The sequence below is a fragment of the Microcystis sp. LE18-22.4A genome (assembly GCF_027531105.1).
Classification (GTDB): domain Bacteria; phylum Cyanobacteriota; class Cyanobacteriia; order Cyanobacteriales; family Microcystaceae; genus Microcystis; species Microcystis aeruginosa.
In genome coordinates, this window is the sequence record NZ_JAPZRB010000299.1 from 1 (window position 1) to 7,459 (window position 7,459).

Annotated in this window: 10 protein-coding genes and 1 pseudogene; 9 read left to right on the plus strand and 2 right to left on the minus strand. The window is 41.3% G+C overall.

Features of this window, described 5'->3' with window-relative positions:
• Positions 1–127: 127 nt before the first annotated feature.
• Positions 128–973 (minus strand): hypothetical protein, encoded by an 846-nt coding sequence (locus O9295_RS13600; RefSeq protein ID WP_288033327.1) that lies wholly within the window; start codon positions 971–973, stop codon positions 128–130.
• Positions 970–1,233, minus strand: coding sequence for a helix-turn-helix domain-containing protein (locus tag O9295_RS13605; RefSeq protein ID WP_002774832.1), 264 nt, complete (start codon positions 1,231–1,233; stop codon positions 970–972). The genes O9295_RS13600 and O9295_RS13605 overlap by 4 nt, the downstream gene beginning before the upstream one ends.
• 208 nt (positions 1,234–1,441) lie before the next feature.
• Here O9295_RS13605 and O9295_RS13610 point away from each other — a divergent pair.
• The 9 genes and pseudogenes from O9295_RS13610 to O9295_RS13650 all read left to right on the plus strand — a co-directional run.
• Positions 1,442–1,705: pseudogene (locus O9295_RS13610) on the plus strand (DUF29 family protein); the annotation flags it as partial.
• A gap of 235 nt (positions 1,706–1,940) precedes the next feature.
• Positions 1,941–2,564 (plus strand): C-phycocyanin alpha-cysteine-84 phycocyanobilin lyase subunit CpcF, encoded by a 624-nt coding sequence (gene cpcF / locus O9295_RS13615; protein WP_288033329.1) that lies wholly within the window; start codon positions 1,941–1,943, stop codon positions 2,562–2,564.
• A gap of 63 nt (positions 2,565–2,627) precedes the next feature.
• On the plus strand, positions 2,628–3,401 hold the full coding sequence (locus O9295_RS13620) for an ABC transporter permease (protein ID WP_002761938.1): 774 nt from the start codon (positions 2,628–2,630) through the stop codon (positions 3,399–3,401).
• Positions 3,402–3,539: 138 nt separating this feature from the next.
• Positions 3,540–4,433 carry an ABC transporter ATP-binding protein gene (locus O9295_RS13625; protein ID WP_288033331.1) on the plus strand — a complete coding sequence of 298 codons (894 nt, stop codon included), beginning with the start codon at positions 3,540–3,542 and terminating at the stop codon, positions 4,431–4,433.
• Between the two features lie 134 nt (positions 4,434–4,567).
• Positions 4,568–5,047: a hypothetical protein gene (locus O9295_RS13630; protein WP_288033333.1), complete on the plus strand. Its 480-nt coding sequence runs from the start codon at positions 4,568–4,570 to the stop codon at positions 5,045–5,047.
• 504 nt (positions 5,048–5,551) lie between these two features.
• Positions 5,552–5,833, plus strand: coding sequence for a DUF2470 domain-containing protein (locus O9295_RS13635; protein ID WP_149988626.1), 282 nt, complete (start codon positions 5,552–5,554; stop codon positions 5,831–5,833).
• 54 nt (positions 5,834–5,887) lie between these two features.
• A complete protein-coding gene (locus tag O9295_RS13640; RefSeq protein WP_272080155.1) occupies positions 5,888–6,100 on the plus strand; it encodes a hypothetical protein in 213 nt (70 codons plus the stop codon).
• Positions 6,097–6,450 carry an NINE protein gene (locus O9295_RS13645; RefSeq protein WP_079208556.1) on the plus strand — a complete coding sequence of 118 codons (354 nt, stop codon included), beginning with the start codon at positions 6,097–6,099 and terminating at the stop codon, positions 6,448–6,450. The genes O9295_RS13640 and O9295_RS13645 overlap by 4 nt, the downstream gene beginning before the upstream one ends.
• A gap of 5 nt (positions 6,451–6,455) precedes the next feature.
• Positions 6,456–7,142, plus strand: a complete 687-nt coding sequence (locus O9295_RS13650; protein WP_288033335.1) for a helix-hairpin-helix domain-containing protein — start codon at positions 6,456–6,458, stop codon at positions 7,140–7,142.
• The last annotated feature ends 317 nt before the right edge of the window (positions 7,143–7,459 follow it).

Consider the following 7,459-nt stretch of genomic DNA (forward strand, 5'->3'; position numbering starts at 1 on the left):
GAGGGGGCCAATTACCTAATTTTCAGGGAAAAAGTCCAGGAATTTTCCCCCTGATCACTCCCATGCCCGGTACTTTTTGATTGACAAAAAGTCTAAAAGTCTTACCCAACAAGGTTTTTAGATTTATTCAGCAAACCCTAGCTAAAAGCCTGTTCCACTGTCCAACTTTCATTCCAGAGAACTGTGTTCGATAAACACGCTTTTTAAAATCCTCAATTCCTGGATGTAAAATCCTGTCCATTTTGGCAAAATTAGTGTCTAATCTATATTTGAAGCGAGTGATCAGTTCCCGCAAGAGCATTTGATACTCTTGTGTCGGCTTATAAAGCCTTCCATCATTTCCCCAAGAATTAACTATTTCTTCAGCTTGAAATAGTTCTTCGTCCGTTCCTTGAAATTTGTATCCATTAGTATTTGTTTGTTGCAAATTTGCTCTCCTTTGGCTTGTATCTTCGGGTTCTAGAACAAGGTAATCAGGAGGATTATGATAATGATCATCTCTCGCTTTAGCCACTGAAAAGCCAGAGAAAACGCATACATCTAGAATCTTGGGTTTGCCATAAATTACCGCTTCCGGCAGCCAAGCTATTAGAGAAACGTAGGTTTGATCAAACTGAAAATGATTTTGACTATCTTTGAAACGGGCTGTTATTTCAGTAGCTAATGGGAACCATGCTTTTATTTCTAATCCTGGGGTAGGCTGGATGCTACCCATGAAGACAGTATCAGGAAATCCTGGATATTGCCTTTTCCATTCACCAAACGGCGCAAATATTTCCTGCTTATTCAAAAACTCAACAGTGTTAAATTCAATCAGATTTCCCAATAGTGGTGATAGCTTTGAAATTACTTTGGCCAAATTAACTGCTGCAGCAACCGATATTAGTCTAGCAATGTCTAATAGGTCAAATCTATGTCCAGACAAATCATTTAGATATTGCGATGCCAGGCTAATAACATCTTCTGTATTCATAACCCTTCCCCACAAGATGTGGACTGACAAGCTTGCTCAACTTGCTTTAAAATTTCGCAAGGATCTACACCGATTACACGACTAACCAGAAGGAACTCAACCACATCTAATCTTCTTTCACCATTTTCGTATTTGGCAACGAAAGATTGTGGCTTTTTGATGGCTTTAGCGAGGGCTGCTTGAGTTAAATTCGCATCCTTACGAGCGGCGATCAGGCATCGACGAAAGACATGGTACTCTGGGCTAAAAATAGATTTCATCGTGCTTTAATGAGCACAGGAGTTGGCAATTCCAAGATAAACCTATTTTAGAATAATCCCAAAATGGGATTTTAGGTTCCCTAGTACCATAGTAAACAGCATAACACCCCCAGTGTAGCGGACGGTATGAAGTCTTTGGTACAATAACGAAGGTTACTCGCTGCTGCTGATCTGGAACGATAGAAAGTTTGGGCAGAAGTCAACACACTGCCTCAAACTTTGCTATACTGATTACGTTGAGGATTATCGAGGTTGGCAAGAAACTATTAGGCGCAGTCAACGGGAACTAGAAGAATTTTTGAGCGATTCTCCTAGTTTAAAACCCTACTGGGAGCAAGTATTTTTAGATTGCTATGCCACGGCTTTAAAAAGCTTGCGAGATAACCCCAATTATCAATCCTTTAACTTTCCCGATGATTGTCCTTTTCCCCAAGAAATTAGTCAAATTTTACAGAAAAAAGTTTGGCGATAAAATTATCTTTAAAAGTTTGTTGGTGGGGTTAGGAGATAGGAGTTAGCAGTCAGTAGCCGGTCGTCAGGAGTCAGGAGTCGGGAGGCAGGAGATTATTTTATTTATTATCCCCACACCCCACACCCCACACCCCACACCCCACACCCCACACCCCAGTTCCCCACTTCCCCACTTCTCCACACCCCACACCCCACTCCCTAACCCCTACACCCCTCATCCCTTCTACTAATAACCAATGCTTCCTACCGTTGAGACTTTAATTATTGCCGTCGAAAAAGCCGACTCAGCCAATGGGTTACTAACCGCCGTGGAAAACTTAGCCGCCGCCAAAAGTGAAGCGGCAATACCCACCCTCACCGATGTCCTGAGATATAATAACCCCGGTGCCTCCGTGGCAGCCGTGGATGGTTTAATCGCCATCGGCAAAGCGGCGGTTCCCTATTTACTGGCCAACCTAGACGGTTATAATTATGGGGCGAGAGCTTGGGCAACCCGGGCCCTAGCGGGAATTGGCGATGTGCGAGGATTGGACTTATTGCTTGAGGCGGCGGTGAGTGATTTTTCCTTTAGCGTGCGGCGAGGGGCGGCTAGGGGCTTAGGAAATATAATTTGGTCTGATTTGGAGGAAAGTCGGGTTTTTGAGGCTCAGAAGGCAGTTTTTAAGGCACTGGAGAAACTTTCGCAAGGGGATCCAGAGTGGGTGGTTAGATATGCGGCGATCGTCGGATTAGAGGGGTTAGGAACTGCGGCGGCGGCATTTCGCGGGGCGATTCGGGAACTTTTAGGACAGATTCGGGAGACCGAAGCGGAAATAGTGGTAAGATTGCGCGCCGATCAAGCTCTGGAACACTTACAATAACCCTAAGTCACAAAGTAGAAAAACTTATTTCTCTACAGGGAGAAACAATTACACTAACATTCTATGAAATATTGGCAGGAAATTTTAGCGATCGCTCAACGAATTTTAGTGGAATTAATCCGGCGCGGGCGTAGCTTAATCCTCTGGGGCATTTTCCCGATCCTTGTCCTGCTCTTAAATGGCTATATTATGGCAGAAAAAGGCAAAATTGAGCTTGCCGAGGCGATGGCTCTGGCCACTCCTCCCACCCTCGTCGGGGCGGCACTTTTCTTTAGTTGTTTGGGGGGAACCGTGGCGACGGTAGTGGCAGAAAGGGAACAACAAACGATTAAACGGTTATTTTTATCGCCTTTAAGCGGTGTTTCCTATTTCATCGGCATTTTTCTCGCCCATTGTGCGATTGCCGCCTGTCAGACAGTTTTAGTTTATTCTATTGCTAAACAGTATGGAGCCACTTTTAAAGGCTCAATTCCTCTAGAATTATTAATTATTTTCCTTAGTATCACCGCCTATGTGGGTTTAGGATTTATCCTCGGTACTCAACTGGCGAAAAGAACAGAAGATGTTAATGCTTTGGTGGGAACTTTTGGGGTTCCTTTATTAATTTTAGGCGGCGTTTTTCTCCCAACTGCTTTATTCCCCGACAATATTCTATCTCTGGCTAAATATAACCCGATCTACCACATGAATGAAGCTTTAATTGCTGTTTGGGCAAAGGGCGAAAATCTACAAGATATTAGCTCTCATTTTCGCTTTCTCTGTCTTTTTGCTCTAGCTATGGTAGCAGGTGGTTGGCTTACCTATCGACAAATGTTAAACCTTGAACGCCGACTGTAAATCAGTGATCAGTGATCAGTTATCAGTTATCAGTTATCAGTTAGAAAAGGCAAGAGTATTCATTAATTTGTCTTCCCATATCTTCCACTCCCTAATCCTGACTCCTGACTCCTGACTATCCTTGTTACTTTATTAAAAATGCTGACTATTAATAATGTCAAAAAAAATTACGGAAGACGCTTAGTATTAGATCAATTAAACTTTCATATTGAAGCGGGGGAAATTTACGGTTTACTCGGTCCCAATGGTGCGGGAAAAACCACCACTATTAACTTAATTTGTAATTTATTAAAACCCTCATCGGGAGAAATTACCTTTAATTATTTGCCAATTTCCAGAGTTACTAAAGAATTAATTGGGGTTGCCCCGCAAGAAAATTTGTTGTACAAATCCCTTACTTGTGAGGAAAATCTCAACTTTTTTGCTCAGATTTATGGACTCGATCGCCACCAGCGTCGTCATCGGATTAAAACCAGTTTATCCGCAGTAAATTTGCTTGATCGCGCCCGTAGTCCGGTGGAAACTTTAAGCGGTGGAATGCAGCGCCGGATGAATATTGCCGTGGCTATTGTTCATCAGCCAAAATTATTAATTCTCGATGAACCAACCACCGGTTTAGACATCGAATCTCGTTATGAAATTTGGGATTTAATTGGAGAATTACGGCGCCAGGGAATGACAATTTTATTAACTACCCATCTCCTCGATGAAGCACAGCGTCTCTGTCAACGTATCGGGATTTTAAAACAAGGTCGTATTATTGCCGAAGGTAATTTAAATCAGCTGCGTCAGTATATTCCTGCGAAAGAAATTATTATCATGGATACCCAGGATCAAGAAGCGGCAATAAATCGAGGTAAACAATTAGGATTTACTCCCAAATTTTACGGAAAAGATTTAGTTTTTTGGTTACATGAACATCTAGAATTAAGCGAGATTATTCAGGCATTCGATGGCATTAATATTGATTCTCTCGCCCGTCAGACGATACAGTTAGAACATATTTATATGGAAATTATGAATCAATTTTAAACCCGTTTTTGAAAATTAAGGTTGATGATCGGCATTTTTCTGGTAATTTACCTCAATTAAGTTAAATCGCCTTTTTTTACCGTCATGATCATCTATAATTTTTGGATAGGTTCTATTAATTGGAGACAAAATCAATGATGAAATTAACCTCTATCACTGGGTTATTGAGTCTATCGGCGGTATTATTAAGCTCACATCTACCGGCAGCGGCGCAAAATTGTCGGCCACTGTCTTTATTAGGGGGTGAAGGTAGTGACATTACCAAAACCGTCTCGCAACCCACTATTCCAGGTCCTTTCGGTGTCACCATAACTCGTAATAATTGGAATACCGATTGGGCAGTTCCGGGGGGTAGAAGTTTTCAGAGGTTTATCGTTACGGTTTCTGTTCCCCGGGCTGCCTCCTTTGATATCCGGCTGTTTCTCAAGTATAGCGATCAAACTAACGAGGAATTTTTTAATACTAATGGAGTACGAATCGAACCCGATAAACCCTTAACAATTACTGCCACAGTACGGGCAAATGATCAACCTTTTCTAGTCAATCTTTTTGTCAATGGTATTCAGCACATCGGTAATACCTACACCGCTTCTGTTGTCGGTTGTGAACGATAAAATATATAGGGTTTGCTGAAAAAGCTTTTCGGTGGTGGCAGGGTGTGGGGTTTTAAGCTAAGAGGTATTTTAATCGCCTATCCGATTAGCTGAATCTCTCCCAATCCGTTTACTGTTGGCTCTTGTCTCATCTCAACAGGCAATTTATACTAAATCCAGTTATTAAAGACTGATTATCTATTCCTCCTTTTGCCTCTTGCCTCTTGCCTATCCTGATATGTAGCCTATACTCAACGGATTTAGTATTAAATGCGCGGGCAGCCCCGGACTTTACTCTCTACCCCGATTGACCTTCAGTGGGACAATTAGATCGATGCACAATTAAGGATTTTTGTCAAGAAAATAATATTAAACTTATTATTGATGTCTGCCATGCCCACGCCCAAATTATCTGGCAATTAGCGATTAATTAAGCTACCCTAACTAATATCCCCCCCATTGGCCTCGATTTAGAACTGGCTTTTATCCGTCCCCACCTTATTATCGATTTTTTTCGGGAATATTATGTCTGAAACTATCACTCCCGCCATTAGCGATCGCATCTGTAAACACATGAACAAAGATCACGGTGATGCCGTGCTTTTCTACGCTCAAGTTTACGGTAATATTACCGATGCAGAAACTGCTCAAATGCTCTCCATCGATCCCCAAGGCATGGATTTAGCCGTAGAAAAATTAGGGGAGAGTCAAACAATTAGAATCCCTTTTGAGCGCACCCTAGAATCAGCCAAGGATGCCCATAATATTCTCATTGAGATGCTAAAAGTTAATCAAACCACCCCTTGACAAAGCCCGATTTTGCGACTATCACCGAAAAAGACCAACCTAGAGAATTAGCCCATGAATCAGGTTAACAGTACGGGAGTAAAAATACCCAAGTCTGGCTGGCGTTTACTGCCTTTTTTAGTCTTGGGTGTGCTAGTTTTTGCCTTTAATTCCTCCCTAGAATTAAATTATCTAGTTAAGGGTTATATTACTCTCTTGGAATTACAGACAGGCATCGTGGTTTTATACTTTCTTTTGGCTAAATTAGGGAAATCTCAAAAATTATGAGAAATAGAACTATAGCGGCTTTACTAGCCTTTTTTCTTGGTTATCTTGGCATCCATAAGTTTTATCTAGGGGAGAATTTGGCAGGTGTTCTCTATCTACTTTTCTTCTGGACTTTTATCCCTGGCATCATTGCTTTTTTTGAATTTATTGGTTTAATCATCATGTCAGATCAAGCTTTTGATGCTAAATACAATCCTAACTATCTCCCCAGCAATACAGAGCGAGGACTGCCGGAATCAGGCCAGCAAAAAACCGCTACTTTACTCCAGCTTAAAAAACTTTACGATCAGGGAATTATTACTGCTGAAGAATACGAAGAAAAACGCAGAAAATATTTAGATTCTCTTTAAAAAATATGTCTAATCTCTCTCCTCGCCCTCCCGAATCTTCCGAGTGGATCTGGCTGTCTTTAGTCCCAGTTTTCGGGGGACTTGCCATTGCTAATGCTGGCAAAAAAAACAATAACCAAAGTTGGTTATCTGTCGGCATTGCCCTGACAATTATCTCCCTTATTTTCCTTACACAAGAGTCTTTTCTCGTCATTTGGTTTGCCCAAATCGGTCTGGGTTTATACATCCGTCAACAGCTTAATTCCCATCCAATAGCTTCGGCAAATAGAACCGATTCCAGACAGTCATCCTCTCCTCTCGAAAAAATTGATATTAACAGCTGTTCCACCAACGATCTGGTTTATAAATTAGGGTTGCCGATTGTCTATGCCAATGATATCGTTTCTGTCCGTAATGAAGGACATATTTTTACCCATTTAGAAGAATTACACTTCCTGGCTGGTTTACCGGAAAATTATCTCAAAAAATTGGAACCTTTGATTATCTTTGCCTACGATATTCGCCAAGAAGTTGACGTTTCTTGGCGTTGTTTAAATTACCACTCTGTTGAGGAATTAGTCAATCTCGGTCTTGACTTTTCCCTGGCCGATAAAATTGTCGCCGAAAGAGAAAAAAACGGTGTCTATCGTTCGGCCATCGAAGTGAGAAACCGTACAGGTATTCCCTTAAAATCCTATCAGCAATTGCTCTAATTAGCTTGATTAGAGTTCTTGCATATAGCACTTTTCACGTTACTGAGGTATCGACAAGTTTTGCCGACAAGGGGCTTAAGCCCCTTGCCCATGCCTCATTCTGATGAAAACTGCTATAATTAATTTTTGATAGTTCAAAAATGAGAAAAATAGGCATAAAATTGTATAAAATATCTAAATAGAGCATTTAATTGATTAATGCTCATTCTTAATTCTCCTGACTACTGACTACTGGCTCCTGACTCCTCACCTAAAGGAAGATTTTTGATTTTTGCAAGAGGTCTATTGCTTTGAGAGTATTTTCTGATCACGCTGAA

What these genes read in the sequence shown, in the direction of transcription:
- O9295_RS13600 (WP_288033327.1), bottom strand. Translation starts at nt 973, where the DNA reads ATGAATACAGAAGATGTTATTAGCCTGGCATCGCAATATCTAAATGAT.
- O9295_RS13605 (WP_002774832.1), bottom strand. Translation starts at nt 1,233, where the DNA reads ATGAAATCTATTTTTAGCCCAGAGTACCATGTCTTTCGTCGATGCCTG.
- cpcF (WP_288033329.1), top strand. Translation starts at nt 1,941, where the DNA reads ATGCTTCCTACCGTTGAGACTTTAATTATTGCCGTCGAAAAAGCCGAC.
- O9295_RS13620 (WP_002761938.1), top strand. Translation starts at nt 2,628, where the DNA reads ATGAAATATTGGCAGGAAATTTTAGCGATCGCTCAACGAATTTTAGTG.
- O9295_RS13625 (WP_288033331.1), top strand. Translation starts at nt 3,540, where the DNA reads ATGCTGACTATTAATAATGTCAAAAAAAATTACGGAAGACGCTTAGTA.
- O9295_RS13630 (WP_288033333.1), top strand. Translation starts at nt 4,568, where the DNA reads ATGATGAAATTAACCTCTATCACTGGGTTATTGAGTCTATCGGCGGTA.
- O9295_RS13635 (WP_149988626.1), top strand. Translation starts at nt 5,552, where the DNA reads ATGTCTGAAACTATCACTCCCGCCATTAGCGATCGCATCTGTAAACAC.
- O9295_RS13640 (WP_272080155.1), top strand. Translation starts at nt 5,888, where the DNA reads ATGAATCAGGTTAACAGTACGGGAGTAAAAATACCCAAGTCTGGCTGG.
- O9295_RS13645 (WP_079208556.1), top strand. Translation starts at nt 6,097, where the DNA reads ATGAGAAATAGAACTATAGCGGCTTTACTAGCCTTTTTTCTTGGTTAT.
- O9295_RS13650 (WP_288033335.1), top strand. Translation starts at nt 6,456, where the DNA reads ATGTCTAATCTCTCTCCTCGCCCTCCCGAATCTTCCGAGTGGATCTGG.